Below are 12,521 nucleotides of genomic sequence, written 5' to 3'. Positions count from 1 at the left end.
CGGGGCGGGCCGGGGTCAGCGGCCGGTGCCCCGGGGGCTGTGGCGGGGGGCCAGCGCCTCGTACGAGGCGGCGAGGGCGGGGGCCGCGGTCTCGTACGTCCGCTGGGCGACGCCCACGAACAGGCAGTCCACGACGAGGAGTTGGCTGGTGCGCGAGGACATCGCGGCGGGGCGCAGCTCGCTCTCGCGGGCGGTGGAGGTGGTCAGGACGTGGTCGGCGTACTGCGACACGGGCCCGTCCGGCCGGCCGGTGATCGCGATGGTGGTGGCCCCGTGCTCGAAGGCGACGCGCAGCGGCTCGATCACGTCGCCCGTCGAGCCGGAGTGGGTGATCGCGATCGCCACGTCCTTGGCCCGGAGGGTGACGGCGTTGGTGACCGCGAGGTGCGGGTCGGAGTGGGCGTGCGCGACCTGGCCGATGCGCAGCAGCTTCTGTGCCAGGTCGAGGGCGACCAGGCCGGAGGCGGCGACGCCGTAGATGTCCACGCGGCGGGCCCCGGCCAGGGCGGAGACGGCGGCGCCGAGCTGGACCGTGTCGAGCCCCGCGGCGGTGTCGGCGAGGGTCTGCTGCTCGTCGTAGGCGAGCTTGGCGACCACGTCGGCGATGGGGTCGTCCACGGCGATGTCGGCCGTGACGGCCGGGGCGCGGCCCGACTGCTGCTGGGCGGCGAGCCCGGCGAGCGCGAGGCGCAGGTCCCGGTAGCCGGGGTAGCCGAGGAGCCGGGCGGTGCGGACCACGGTGGCCTCGCTGGTGCCGGTGAGCTCGGCGAGTCCGGTGACGGTGAGCGCCGCGCAGCCCGCCGGGTCACCCGCGACGGCCTCGGCGACGCGCTGCATGGAGCGGGTCATCGACGGCGCGAGGGTGCGCACCTTGGCCGCGAGGGCCGCCGGGGCGGGCGGTGCGGTGCCTGCGAAAATTTCCTTCACGTCATTGCTCACTCTTGAAAGATATTTTCGGAGTCCTTATGCGGTCAAGAGCCCGAAGGTCCCGGGCTTCGCGGGGGCTTTCGCCGGGGCGTTCGCGGGACGTTCGGGCCGGGTGGGGCGTGGGGCGACAATGGACCCATGGATCCATCGGAACAGGCGCTCCACGCGGCCCGCGCCCTCGTCCTCGCCGACCTCGTCTCGGGCGACGTCGCCGAGCCGGACGTCGTCTCGCTGGTCGAGGACTCGATCGTGCAGCGGCGCTGGTGGGTCGGGCAGTGGCCACAGGGCGCGGAGTACGTGGCGGGGCTCGTCGCGCAGGACGTCCAGGACGCGCTCCTGGAGAAGTACGGGCGCTGGCCGCTGTGCCCGGTCTGCGGCTCGGGTGATCCGCATGCGCTGGATGTGGAGCCGGAGCTGGGGCCGGATCCGCACTGGGTGTGCGGGAAGGCGGGGGTGGTGGTTGCGGCGGTGGGGTCGCTGGGGGCGGCGATTCTGTGACCGTGTACATAGACCCGCCGACCTGGCCGGGGCACGGGCGGCTGTGGTCGCACCTGGTGAGCGACGTCTCGTTCGACGAACTGCACCGGTTCGCGCGGGAGTTGGGGGTGCCGGAGCGGGCCTTCGAGCGGGACCACTATGACGTGCCGTCGGCTCGGTACGGGGACGCGGTGCGGGCCGGGGCGGTGGAGGTGGGGTCCAAGGAGCTGGTGCGGAGGCTGACGGAGGCGGGGCTGAGGCGGCCTAAGGGGCGGCCGGCGTAGGGGGCGTAGGGGGGTGCGGGTGCCCCTGCCGGGGGGCTTTTCCCCAGTCCCGCCCCTTCCCGAATCCGCCGACTTCGTCGGCCCTGGGTGGGCCTTTATCGCCTTAAGGGCTCGTCCTCAAACGCCGGACGGGCTGAGTGACTTGCCTGAGCGGGCACGGTATAGCCCGAGCGGGCACGGTACAGCCCGTCCGGCGATTGAGGACGAGGCGCGTTCAGCGCCGACAGGGGGTCTAGGGGCGCAGCCCCAGGAAGGCCCGCCCAGGGCGACGGAGTCGCCGTTTCAGGAAGGGGCGGGACTGGGGAAAGAGCCCCGCAGGGCTAGGGCCGCGCCTCGTACACCCGCAGCTCCCCCCGGTCGGCGACCCGGATGAAGCCCGCCCGCTCAGCCACGGCCTGCGACGCCTCGTTGCCCTGGTCGACGACAGCGTGCAGCACCGCGGCCTTCTCCGGTTGCTCGAACGCCCACCCCGCCAGCACCCGCAGCGCCTCCGTCGCGTACCCCGTGCCCCGCGCCCCCTCGACCAGGTCGTACCCGACCTCCGTCCGCCCGTCCTCGTCCGGCCGCCCGTGGAAGCCCATGCCGCCCACCGCGACCCCGTCCTCCGCGCGCACGATCGCGAACATGCCCCACTCGGGCCGGTGCGTCCCCTCCGCGTACGCCTTGGTGACCTGGTTCGCCGCCCTGCGTGTCCCCTCGAAGGGGGCGCCGCCGAGCCACTCCAGGAACCCCGTGCCGCCCGCCGCCAGGTCGGCCGCCGCGGCGGGAGTGACCTCCTTCAGGGCGACGCGGCCGGTGGGGGAGGGGAGGTGGATCGCGTTGTGCCACCTCCACTTCGGCAGGCGGGCCCGGCCGGGGAGCGTGCCGCGGCCCGTGGCCCAGAGCAGCGTGGGCCAGTGCGCGGACGCGTCCGTGGCCGGTGTGACGTGCGGGAAGATCCAGGCCAGCAGGGCCTCGCAGAGGTCGGACGGCGGCTCGTACCCGTCGCCGAGCGCGGTCATGATGTCGTGGGTGTGCAGGAGCAGTTCGGCGATCCCCATGGCGGCGAAGCCGGTCGCGTCGGCGCTGCCGTTCGGATACGGGTGCCAGCCGCGCGCCGTCGCCGGTGCGGTCCTGACGACGGCGGCGAGCAGGCCGCCGGTGGCCTCGACGACGCGGACCGCGCCCTCGGGGTCGGTGCCCTTCTCCAGGATGATGTCGAAGGGGACGTAGTCGCCGTGCGCGGCCGTGCGGCCCGTCACATTCGTCGCGTATCCGATGAAGTCGCCCGCGATGTGCTCGGCCGTGTAGAGACAACTCCACTCCAGGCCGCCCGCGTTGACGCTCCAGTCCTGGTCGGTCACGGTGCGCAGCGCGGTCACCGCGTGCGCCACCGCCTGGTCGACTTGGTCTCCACCCATGGCAAGCATGCGCAGAGGGTATGCAGGCGGGGTGCCGGGGGAACAGCGGATTTGGGTTTCAGGGGGACAGCAGATCCAGGGCTTGGCTTCAGGGGGACAGCAGATCCAGCTCCGTGGTCAGGTTCTCGCGGGCCCGTGCCTCCCACTCCTTCGCCCCGTACGGGGTGCGGAACAGTCGCGGCAGGTCGAGCAGCTGGCGCAGCACCGCCGCGCGGCCCTGGCGGAACGCCTCGTCCGGCACGAAGGCGTACTCCTCGCGGACGGCGGCGGCATAGGCGGCGTACGCGTCGTCGGGCGCCGCCAGGATCGCGAGGTCCGCGTCGCACAGCGCCTCGCCATCGCGGTCGCCCTCGGCCGGGTCGTGCGTGACCGTGAGCCGCACCAGTCGGGCGACCTCGGCGGTGGCCTCCTGGCTCAACCCGGCCTCGGGCAGGGCCCGTTCGGCGAGGCGCGCGGACCGCTCCTCGTTCTCGGACCGGTCCGGTGCGTACACGGCGTCGTGGAACCAGGCCGCGAGCCGCACCAGATCGGGCGCGTCCGCGTGCTCCTCCAGTACGTCGATGTGGTCCAGGACCGCCGCGAGGTGCGCGGTGGTGTGGTACCGGCGCTGGGGTTCGGCCCAGCGGGCGAGGAGGTTGTCCGCGTAGGGGGCGGGTTCGGGCGCATCGGCCGACGTGGGGTCCGGTCCACCGGCAGCCTCGCGGGCGCGCACCAGGGTCTCGTGCCAGCGGTCGCGCAGGTCGTCACCCAAGTCACCCAGGTCGCCCAGGTCGCGTACGTCCTTCTCGTCGCGCGCCTTCTCGTCGCGCGCCCCCGCGTCGTCCCGCAGCCCCGCGTCCTCTTCATCTGCCATGCGCCGACCCTAACCACCGCGGCACCCATTGCGGCCACGCACCGGCTCCCGCTTGGCTGTTCCCTCATGAGCGACTCGACGAACGACCTGACGAACGACCCGACGCACGACGAGACGTACGACCCCGAGCGGCCGGGGCGGCTGCTGCGCGCCGAACGCGACGCGCTGATCCCGCTGTTGCGGGCGGCGCCCGACGACGCGTACGGGCTGCGCACCGCCTGCCCCGGGTGGACGGTGCGGGACGTGCTCGCGCACTGCTCGGCCGCCCTGACGCGGGTGCTCGAGCAGCGCTTCGAGAAGGGCGTGTACAGCCCCGAGTCCAATGAGCGGGACATCGCCGAGCGCGCCGACTGGTCCCACTCCCGCGTGGTGGACGAGCTGGAGCGCGGGATGACGGAGGCGGGCGCGGTGATCGCCGAGTACAAGGGGGTCCTGGACGGGGTCGCCCTCGGAGAGTGGATCCACGCCGGTGACGTACGGGAGGCGTGGGGGAAGCCCGGGGCGTACGGGGGTGCCGGGCTCGTGGAGGCGCTGCCGCTGCTCGTGGGCATGAGCCGCCGCGTGAAGTCGCTGCCCCTGCACGCCGACGTCGACGGTCTCGACGAGCCGCTGCTGCTCGGTGTGGGCGACGGAACGCGGTCCCCGGCCCGCTACATCGGCGACGGCCCGACGCTGATCCGGCTGTGTGCGGGGCGGCCGGTGGTGGGGGCGCGGTACGAGCTGGCGGGGGCGAAGGAAGGGGAGCTGTCGGTCTTCTAGCGTCTGCCGGCTTCTGGTGTGCAGACGTGAGTCCCCTTGCGCACAGCGACCGTGCGCAGGGGGACTCGGCGGGAGGCGGCGGCGTCAGTGCTCGTGCCCGCCCGAGGCGTCCCCGGCGTCCTCGGAGTCCTTGGCGCCCTCGGCCTGGTCGGCGTCCGGGGTCCGGTCGCCGTCCGCTGCCCCCGCGTGCACCGTGAACGCCGCCGTGCGGACCGTGCCCTCGTGCTTGAAGTCGAGGAACAGGCGGTACGCGCCCGGGCTCGCCGCCGTCGCCGTGAAGGAGACGCCGGGGCCCGCCTCGGTCCTGCCGTCGCCCGGCTCGCCGTTCGGGTGCACGTGGAGGTAGGCGAGGTCGCCGGCGCGCAGCGCGACCAGATGGCCGTAGGAGCCGAGGTAGGGCTGCAGGTCGCGTACCTTCTTGCCGTCCTTCGTCACGTTCAGGGTCAGCTCGCTCGCCCGGCCCGCCGTCAACTCGCCCTTCAGGCGCACCTCGTAGCCGTCCACCCGGGCCGTGGCGCTGTGCGCGGGCAGCTCCTTCGGCGTGTACGTGCCCGCCACCGCGAGGTCCGCGCCGAGGGTGAGGCCCTCCTTCGCGTCCGCCGCCCGGAAGTCGGCGAAGACGCGGTAGCCGCCCGCCTCGGGCAGCGTGACCGGTGTCGACCAGGTGCCGTCCGCCGCGCGGGTCGGATGCAGATGGCGGTAGCTGGTCAGGTCGCGTGCGGCGACGATGAGGTGCAGCTCCTTGCCGTGCTCCGTCCGGTACGCGGTGACCTTGCGCCCGGTGGCGTCCTTGACGACGGCGAACCGCAGCTCCGTGCGCCGGTCGGCGGTCAGGCGCGGCGTCTTCAGGTCCAGCGTGTAGCCCTGGTCCGAGATCTGCAGGCCACCGGGGGCGGCGGCCGCGTGGCCCCCGTGCCCGCCGTCCTTCCCCTTCCCCTTCCCCGTCTGCCCGCCCTTCTCCGTGGCGCCGTCGTGTTTCCCGTGCTGTGCCGTCGGGGCCTTGTCCGCGACGGGGTCGACTCCCTTGCCCACCCCGTACGCGGTCCCGAAGGTCGCGGCGACGGCGGCGGCGAAGGCGGTGATCTTCAGTCCCGTGTTCATGACGGCTCCCTGAGCGCTCGGTGGTCCCGACTCATCTCGACTCACTCGAAGATACCCCCCAGGGGTATGAAGTCAAGCGGGATCGGCTCTTGCGTTAGGTACCCCCCAGGGGTATAAATGTGGTCGTCGGCGATACCCACCCAGGGTATCCGGTCACCCGGCTACCCGAGCACGAGGAGCGGCAGACATGTCCACCACCACACCTGGGCCCACCGAGGTGGCAGAGGTCGAACTCGCCATCGGTGGCATGACCTGCGCCTCCTGCGCCGCCCGGATCGAGAAGAAGCTCAACCGCATGGAGGGCGTCGAGGCGACCGTCAACTACGCCACCGAGAAGGCGAAGGTCAGCTACCGCGTCGACGAGGGCGCCGCCGTCGCCGTCGCCGACCTCATCGCCACCGTCGAGGCCACCGGCTACACCGCACAGGAGCCCGCTCCCGTACGGGAGGGAGCCGTCCCCGGGGAAGAGGGGGAGGGCGAGGGCGAGGACGGCGGTGCCGAACTGCGGCCGCTGCGCGAGCGGTTGATCACCGCCGTCGTGCTGTCCGTGCCCGTCATCGCCATGGCGATGGTCCCTGCCCTCCAGTTCGAGTACTGGCAGTGGCTGTCCCTGACGCTCGCCGCGCCCGTCGTGACGTACGCGGCCTGGCCCTTCCACAAGGCCGCGTTCACCAACGCCCGGCACGGCGCCGCCACCATGGACACGCTGATCTCGGTCGGCACCTCGGCCGCGTTCCTGTGGTCCCTGTGGGCGCTGTTCTTCGGCACGGCAGGGACGCCCGGCATGACGCACGCCTTCGAGCTGACCATCGAGCGCAGCGACGGCGCGGGCAACATCTATCTGGAGGCGGCGGCCGGTGTCACCGCCTTCATCCTCGCCGGCCGCTACTTCGAGGCCCGCTCGAAGCGCAAGGCGGGCGCGGCCCTGAAGGCGCTGCTCCAGCTGGGCGCCAAGGACGTCACCGTCATCCACGACGGCGGGCATGAAATGACCGTCCCCGTCGGTGAGTTGAAGGTCGGGGACCGGTTCCTGGTCCGGCCCGGGGAGAAGATCGCCACCGACGGGCGCGTCGCCGAGGGTGCCTCCGCCGTGGACGCCTCGATGCTGACCGGCGAGTCCGTGCCGGTCGAGGTGGGCGTCGGGGACTCCGTCACCGGGGCCACCCTGAACGTGGGCGGGCGGCTCGTCGTCGAAGCCACCCGCGTCGGCGCCGACACCCAGCTCGCCCGGATGGCCAGGCTCGTCGAGGACGCCCAGAACGGCAAGGCCGCGGCGCAGCGCCTCGCGGACCGGATCTCGGCGGTCTTCGTGCCGGTCGTCATCGGCCTCGCCCTCGCCACCCTCGGCTTCTGGCTCGGCAACGGCGCCGGACTCACCGCCGCCTTCACGGCCGCCGTCGCCGTCCTGATCATCGCCTGCCCGTGCGCCCTGGGGCTCGCGACCCCGACCGCGCTGATGGTGGGCACGGGGCGCGGCGCGCAGCTCGGCATCCTGATCAAGGGCCCCGAGGTCCTGGAGACCACCCGCAAGGTCGACACGATCGTCCTCGACAAGACCGGCACGGTGACCACGGGCCGGATGACGCTGCTCGGCACGGTCACCGCCGAGGGCGTCGAGGAGGCCGAAGTCCTGCGCCTGGCCGGGGCGTTGGAGCACGCCTCGGAGCACCCCGTCGCGCAGGCCGTGGCGACCGGGGCGGCCGAGAAGGTCGGCGCGCTGCCGGTGCCGGAGGACTTCGCGAACGTCGCGGGCCTCGGTGTGCAGGGCATCGTCGAGGGCCACGCCGTCCTCGTCGGCCGCGAGAAGCTGCTCAAGGAATGGGAGATCCACCTGCCCGTCGCCCTCGAACGGGCCAAGGCCGAGGCGGAGGCCGCCGGGCGCACCGCCATCGCGGTCGCCTGGGACGGCGAGGCGCGGGCGGTCCTGGAGGTCGCCGACGCGGTGAAGGAGACCAGCGCGGAGGCGATCCGGCGGCTGCGCGACCTGGGTCTGACCCCGATCCTCCTGACCGGCGACAACAAGGCGGTCGCGGAGTCGGTCGCGGCCGAGGTGGGCATCGCCCCGGAGCACGTCATCGCGGAGGTCATGCCGCAGGACAAGGTCGACGTCGTCAAGTCCCTTCAGGGAGAGGGCCGTTCGGTCGCGATGGTGGGCGATGGCGTCAACGACGCGGCGGCGCTGGCGCAGGCCGACCTCGGTCTGGCGATGGGCACGGGCACGGACGCCGCGATCGAGGCGGGCGACCTGACCCTCGTACGCGGGGACCTGCGCGCCGCGGCCGACGCGATCCGGCTCTCCCGCAAGACCCTCGGCACGATCAAGTCGAACCTGTTCTGGGCCTTCGCCTACAACGTGGCGGCGCTGCCGCTGGCCGCGTCGGGGCTGCTCAACCCGATGATCGCGGGTGCGGCGATGGCGTTCTCGTCGGTCTTCGTGGTCGGCAACAGCCTGCGCCTGCGGGGGTTCAAGCCGCTGAGCTGAACCCGGCGTGGCATGTACATGTACGCAATCTGACGATCGCCCCGGCGCTTTGGAAGCGCGCCGGGGCGATCTGCGCGTACGCTGGTGGGTAATTGGACTAGACCTGTGTGTCCCGCCTGGTGACCGAACGGAAGGACCCCCATGAGCGAGCGTGCAGTCCTGGAGGTGATCGCCCTCGACGCCGAGGACGCGGTCGCCGCCCAGGCCGGAGGCGCGGACCGGCTCGAGCTGGTCACGGACATGGCCGCGGACGGGCTCACCCCGTCCCGCGAGACCTTCGCCGCGATCCGCGCCTCCGTGGACATCTCGCTGCGCGTGATGCTGCGCCTCGCGGACGGCTTCGCGGCCGGGGACGTGGCGGAGCTGGTCCGCCGGGCCGGCGAGCTGCGCGCCGAGGGCGCCGACGAGTTCGTGCTCGGCTTCCTCACCGAGACGGGCGAGGCGGACCTCGCGGCGGTCGAGGCCCTGGTGGGCGCGCTCGACGGCTGCCGCTGGACCTTCCACCGGGCCATCGACCGCGCCGCCGACCGCGACGCCCTGCGCAAGCAGCTCGCGGACCTGCCGGGCCTGGACACCTACCTCACGGCGGGCTCGGCCGCGGGCGTCGACGACGGCCTGCCGACGCTGCTCGCGGAGGCGGCGCGGCGCGGTGAGCCCGGCTACGAACAGCAGATGCTCATCGGCGGAGGGCTCCGCCTCGATCATCTGCCGGGGCTCAGGGCCGCCGGGGTGGACGCCTTCCACATCGGAGGCGCCGCCCGGCCCGACGGCTGGTCGGCACCCGTCTCCGCCGATGCGGTACGGGAGTGGCGGGACGCTCTCGACAGCTGAGCCTCTCGGTGGGGCGCCGTCTCCTCTGGGGGCTCCGCCCCCAGACCCCCGTATCGGCCTGAACGGCCTCGCCCTCAAACGCCGGACGGGCTATTGCCCGTCCAGCTGCCCCGGCAGCTCTGCCGCGTGCACCACCGTCAACCCCGACACCGCACGCGTCAGCGCCACGTACAGCCGCCGCAGGCCCGTCCGTTCGTCGGGCTCGCCGTCGACCACGGCGGCGGGCTCGTCCAGGACCACGTAGTCGTACTCGAGGCCCTTGGCGAGGGAGGCGGGGACGAGGGTGAGGCGGGTCTCGGCCGTCGTCTCCTCGCCGGGGGAGAGGTGGCCGAGCCCGGCCGCCGCCAGCGCCTCCGCCAGCGCGGGGATACGGGCGTCCGCCGCGATGAGCCCGATCGAGCCCTCGCGGCGCAGCGACTCCTCGACGGCCGTGACCACGTCGGCGTCCGAGGCGATCGCGCGGACGGTGAAGGCGCCCGGATTCTCCCGGACCGACGAGACCGGGGTGAGCCCCGGCGCGATGTGCGGGAGCAGGCGCGAGGCGTACGTGATGACGTCCGTCGGCACGCGGAAGCCGGCCGTCAGCTCCTCCACCACCGCCTCCCGCTTGCCGAGGTGCGTGAGCGCCTCCTCCCAACTCCGCGTCGCCCAGGGCGTGGTGCCCTGCGCGAGGTCGCCGAGGACGGTGGCGGAGCCGGTGGTGCAGCGGCGCCCCACCGCGCGGTACTGCATGGGGGAGAGGTCCTGCGCCTCGTCGAGCACGACGTGGCCGAGCGAGTGCGTGCGCGCGACGAGGTCGCTCGCCTCGTCGATCAGCACGGCGTCGGCGGCGGACCACTTGGCGGTCTTCACGCTGCGCGCGGGCTTGGTCCACAGGATGGTCTGCTGCTCGTCCTCGCTGAGCAGCCCCTCCGCGTGCGCGGCGAGGAAGTCGGCGTCGGAGAGCAGCCGGAGCACCAGCTTGGCGGGGTCGACGGCCGGCCAGACGGTCTTCACCGCGGCCTTCACCGCGGTGTTGCGCGCGACGGCGTCCTGCACCCGGTCGTCCGGCGCCTCCCCGGACCGCTCCATCTGGACGAGCACGGCGTGCGCGATGCGCTGCGGCAGCGCGTCCCGGGCGGCCCCGTACCGCATGTCGCGGGCGAGCAACTCCTCGACGATCTCTGCGAGTTCATAGGGCGCCACGCGCCACCGCCGCGACCCCCGCACCACCACGAGACCCTCGGTCGGCATGACGACATGCGAGCGCACCGCCCGCCGCAGCACCTCCGCCATGCGGGCGTCGCCCTTGACCACGGCCGCCGCGGCCCCGTCCTGCCCGCGCACCTCCACATGCGCGACCAGGTCGTCGACGGTCGCCTGCTTGACCTCCAACTCGCCGAGGGCGGGAAGGACTTGCTCGATGTAGTGGAGGAAGGACTTGTTCGGCCCGATGACCAGCGTCCCCGTCCTGGCGAGCCGCTCCCGGTGCGCGTAGAGGAGATACGCGACCCGGTGCAGGCCGACGGCGGTCTTCCCGGTCCCGGGCCCGCCCTGCACGCACACGCTCCCGCCCAGGTCCCCGCGCACGATCTCGTCCTGCTCGGGCTGGATGGTGGCGACGATGTCCCGCATCGGCCCGACGCGGGGCCGCTCGATCTCCTCCTGGAGGAGCTTGCTCGCGTACGCGTCCGGGGCGGTGTCGTCCCCCAGGTTCTCGTCCTCGTACGCGGTGAGGTCGCCGCCCGTGTACCCGAACCGGCGCCGCAGGGCGACGTCCATCGGGTCCTTCTTCGAGGCCCGGTAGTAGGCGTGCGAGACCGGCGCGCGCCAGTCGATCACCATCGGGTCCCCGTCGGCGTCGTGCACATGCCGCCGCCCGATGTAGAACTGCTCGCCCTCCGCCCCCTCGGCCTGCTCCGCCCCCGGCGCGTGCAGATAGTCGAGGCGCCCGAAGAACAGCGGGGTGTGGGCGAGATCGGCGAGCGCCTTGATGCGGTCGTCGATCTGGCTCTGCAGGACGGCGGCGTTCACCCAGTTCGCGGTGACGTCTCTGATGTCCAGGGCCTCGGCGTCCTCCCGCATGGCGCGCAGGGCGGCACGGGACGCGGCGAGGTGGGCGCGCTCACGGGAGAGAGGGTCCGAGGGGTCGAGGGCGGGCGGCCCTGAGGGGGCGGACGGGGTGGACGGGGCGGTCGGTCCTGAGGGGGCGGACGGGGCGGACGGGGCTGACAAGGGGTTCCTCCGGCGGCGACGGGATGTGGCGGGCCTGGAGCCTTCCGGCGTCGGGCCGACCGGTTTCCGTCCGGGCGGCGGCGCTCCACTCAGAGGGAGGCGGGGGAAAGGAGGATCCTAAGCGAGGGGTGGGTGGGGGTGCCAATGAATTTCCCGGTGGCCGGTCGTCGCTGGGGTCCACGGCGAAGCCCCGCCAGTCTGCCGTGGGTCGGCAGGCCGGCGGGCTCTTGGCTGCGGTGCCCTATTCCGGAGGGCAGCTGTACCGCTCCAGCGCCGCCTTGTTCGTGGAGGGGTCCATGAGACGCAGCTCCCAAGGCCCGGTGTTCACGTCGAAGTCCTTGCCGAAGCCGACCCACTTCCCGGCCATGCGCCGCCCTGTCGGCTCCACCAGCATCTGAACGGCGCCGTGGTAGCGGGCGCCCTGGTAGTAGCCATCCGATGCCGTCTGCTCGGTCCAGGAACCCGTGACGACTGACCGGTCCAGCGTCAGGTCGATGGACAGGGGACTGTCAGGGTTGCTGCTGGCTCCGGGCAGGCTCCGGACTGTGAGTCGGCTGCCGGTCTGCACCACCACCACGTAGTGCTTGCCCTCGTACGTACTGTCTCGGCCTGACGAGTAGTACTCGTACCGGGACAGCCACACGCCTCCGTACTGCTCTTCGGCCTTCGCTGCGGCCCTGTCCGCGTCCGGGGACGCTGCGGCCACGCCTTCAGGGTCCGGGTCCATGTCGTGGCCCCCTGCGCCGTCGTCGTGCACTCGTGCCATGACAGTCAGTGTGAACCCCAGCTCTTCGATGGGGCGCCCTGTGACATGCTCCAGGGCCCGGACGTAGACCCCTCGGGGGGACTTGCTTATGCCGGACTCCCAACGCTGGACGAGCCGCTTGCTCGCTTCGTTGGGCTCGTCCAGTTCCGCGCCTGCCTTGCGCAGGGCTTTGGCGAAGTCCTCTTGGCTCATGCGCATGCCGATCCGGATGGCACGCAGGGTGTCGTTCGGCTCCGTGACCGTGGCTGTCATGTGATCCACGCTAGTCCCAATGTCCTTGTAATGACACCGAATTGACGCCCTCAATCCGACGTCCCTCGGACGCCTTCCTTGACATCGCAGTGACGTGGAGGAGTCAGCGAACATCGCAGCGTGACGCCAACCCGAGAGGGGACAGGAAGTGGTCGAAGCCCGAAGCCCTCTCGGA

11 protein-coding genes are annotated in these 12,521 nt (G+C 72.7%); 5 read left to right on the top strand and 6 right to left on the bottom strand.

The annotated features are described in order from the left end of the window. Positions 1–15 precede the first annotated feature (15 nt). On the bottom strand, positions 16–939 hold the full coding sequence (locus ACFWYM_RS15715) for a MurR/RpiR family transcriptional regulator (protein ID WP_384836051.1): 924 nt from the start codon (positions 937–939) through the stop codon (positions 16–18). 126 nt (positions 940–1,065) lie between these two features. Here ACFWYM_RS15715 and ACFWYM_RS15710 point away from each other — a divergent pair, with 126 nt between their 5' ends. Then, positions 1,066–1,425 carry a hypothetical protein gene (locus ACFWYM_RS15710; RefSeq protein WP_384836048.1) on the top strand — a complete coding sequence of 120 codons (360 nt, stop codon included), beginning with the start codon at positions 1,066–1,068 and terminating at the stop codon, positions 1,423–1,425. Further along, a complete protein-coding gene (locus ACFWYM_RS15705) occupies positions 1,422–1,688 on the top strand; it encodes a DUF4031 domain-containing protein (protein ID WP_384836045.1) in 267 nt (88 codons plus the stop codon). The genes ACFWYM_RS15710 and ACFWYM_RS15705 overlap by 4 nt, the downstream gene beginning before the upstream one ends. Before the next feature lie 320 nt (positions 1,689–2,008). Here ACFWYM_RS15705 and ACFWYM_RS15700 read toward each other — a convergent pair whose 3' ends face one another. Beyond that, complete coding sequence (locus ACFWYM_RS15700) at positions 2,009–3,097, bottom strand: GNAT family N-acetyltransferase (protein WP_384836042.1); 1,089 nt, start codon at positions 3,095–3,097, stop codon at positions 2,009–2,011. A 79-nt stretch (positions 3,098–3,176) separates the two neighbouring features. Next, entirely contained in the window at positions 3,177–3,941 is a 765-nt protein-coding gene (locus ACFWYM_RS15695) for a hypothetical protein (RefSeq protein WP_384836039.1), read from the bottom strand. Positions 3,942–4,007: 66 nt separating this feature from the next. Here ACFWYM_RS15695 and ACFWYM_RS15690 point away from each other — a divergent pair, with 66 nt between their 5' ends. After that, entirely contained in the window at positions 4,008–4,700 is a 693-nt protein-coding gene (locus ACFWYM_RS15690) for a maleylpyruvate isomerase family mycothiol-dependent enzyme (protein ID WP_384836036.1), read from the top strand. 84 nt (positions 4,701–4,784) lie between these two features. On the opposite strand, the gene ACFWYM_RS15685 is transcribed toward ACFWYM_RS15690, so the two are convergent. After that, on the bottom strand, positions 4,785–5,801 hold the full coding sequence (locus ACFWYM_RS15685; RefSeq protein ID WP_384836033.1) for a hypothetical protein: 1,017 nt from the start codon (positions 5,799–5,801) through the stop codon (positions 4,785–4,787). A 187-nt stretch (positions 5,802–5,988) separates the two neighbouring features. On the opposite strand from ACFWYM_RS15685, the gene ACFWYM_RS15680 reads away from it, so the two are divergent. Beyond that, on the top strand, positions 5,989–8,283 hold the full coding sequence (locus ACFWYM_RS15680) for a heavy metal translocating P-type ATPase (RefSeq protein WP_384836030.1): 2,295 nt from the start codon (positions 5,989–5,991) through the stop codon (positions 8,281–8,283). Positions 8,284–8,424: 141 nt separating this feature from the next. After that, on the top strand, positions 8,425–9,114 hold the full coding sequence (locus tag ACFWYM_RS15675) for a copper homeostasis protein CutC (RefSeq protein WP_384836028.1): 690 nt from the start codon (positions 8,425–8,427) through the stop codon (positions 9,112–9,114). Positions 9,115–9,204: 90 nt separating this feature from the next. Here the strand turns inward: ACFWYM_RS15675 and ACFWYM_RS15670 are convergent, their stop codons facing one another. Then, a complete protein-coding gene (locus ACFWYM_RS15670) occupies positions 9,205–11,328 on the bottom strand; it encodes a HelD family protein (RefSeq protein WP_384836025.1) in 2,124 nt (707 codons plus the stop codon). A 241-nt stretch (positions 11,329–11,569) separates the two neighbouring features. Further along, positions 11,570–12,346 carry a helix-turn-helix domain-containing protein gene (locus ACFWYM_RS15665; protein WP_384836022.1) on the bottom strand — a complete coding sequence of 259 codons (777 nt, stop codon included), beginning with the start codon at positions 12,344–12,346 and terminating at the stop codon, positions 11,570–11,572. Positions 12,347–12,521 lie beyond the last annotated feature (175 nt).

This window comes from Streptomyces sp. NPDC059009 (genome assembly GCF_042740175.1).
GTDB lineage: Bacteria > Actinomycetota > Actinomycetes > Streptomycetales > Streptomycetaceae > Streptomyces.
Note: the sequence above shows the minus strand (reverse complement) of the source record. Positions and strands in the feature narration are given on the sequence as shown.

Excerpts from the sequence above, each read along its gene's own strand:
- ACFWYM_RS15675 (WP_384836028.1), top strand. The coding sequence starts at position 8,425 with ATGAGCGAGCGTGCAGTCCTGGAGGTGATCGCCCTCGACGCCGAGGAC.
- ACFWYM_RS15665 (WP_384836022.1), bottom strand. The coding sequence starts at position 12,346 with ATGACAGCCACGGTCACGGAGCCGAACGACACCCTGCGTGCCATCCGG.
- ACFWYM_RS15700 (WP_384836042.1), bottom strand. The coding sequence starts at position 3,097 with ATGCTTGCCATGGGTGGAGACCAAGTCGACCAGGCGGTGGCGCACGCG.
- ACFWYM_RS15680 (WP_384836030.1), top strand. The coding sequence starts at position 5,989 with ATGTCCACCACCACACCTGGGCCCACCGAGGTGGCAGAGGTCGAACTC.
- ACFWYM_RS15710 (WP_384836048.1), top strand. The coding sequence starts at position 1,066 with ATGGATCCATCGGAACAGGCGCTCCACGCGGCCCGCGCCCTCGTCCTC.
- ACFWYM_RS15695 (WP_384836039.1), bottom strand. The coding sequence starts at position 3,941 with ATGGCAGATGAAGAGGACGCGGGGCTGCGGGACGACGCGGGGGCGCGC.
- ACFWYM_RS15690 (WP_384836036.1), top strand. The coding sequence starts at position 4,008 with ATGAGCGACTCGACGAACGACCTGACGAACGACCCGACGCACGACGAG.
- ACFWYM_RS15685 (WP_384836033.1), bottom strand. The coding sequence starts at position 5,801 with ATGAACACGGGACTGAAGATCACCGCCTTCGCCGCCGCCGTCGCCGCG.